1 protein-coding gene is annotated in these 225 nt (G+C 36.9%); it reads left to right on the top strand.

Annotated elements, in window-relative coordinates:
* Nucleotides 1–225, top strand: a 225-nt coding sequence (locus tag G5B32_RS17005) for a transposase (protein ID WP_206366954.1), incomplete at both ends; no start/stop codon positions are given.

Consider the following 225-nt stretch of genomic DNA (forward strand, 5'->3'; position numbering starts at 1 on the left):
AGAAGGTGAGTTAGAAAATCATCTTTTAGAAAATAAGGCTTCGGGAGAATCAAATCGCAAGAATGGTAAAACCAAGAAAACAGTTAGAAGCTTACAATCAGGAAGCTTTGAACTTGAAAGCGGTCGGGATCGTAATGGCACCTTTGAACCAAAAATAGTAGCTAAACGCCAACTTATTATTACCGAAGAATTAGAAGATAATGTTATCTCTATGTATGCTCGAGG

The sequence above is a fragment of the Sphingobacterium sp. SGL-16 genome (assembly GCF_011043515.1).
Classification (GTDB): Bacteria; Bacteroidota; Bacteroidia; order Sphingobacteriales; family Sphingobacteriaceae; genus Sphingobacterium; species Sphingobacterium litopenaei.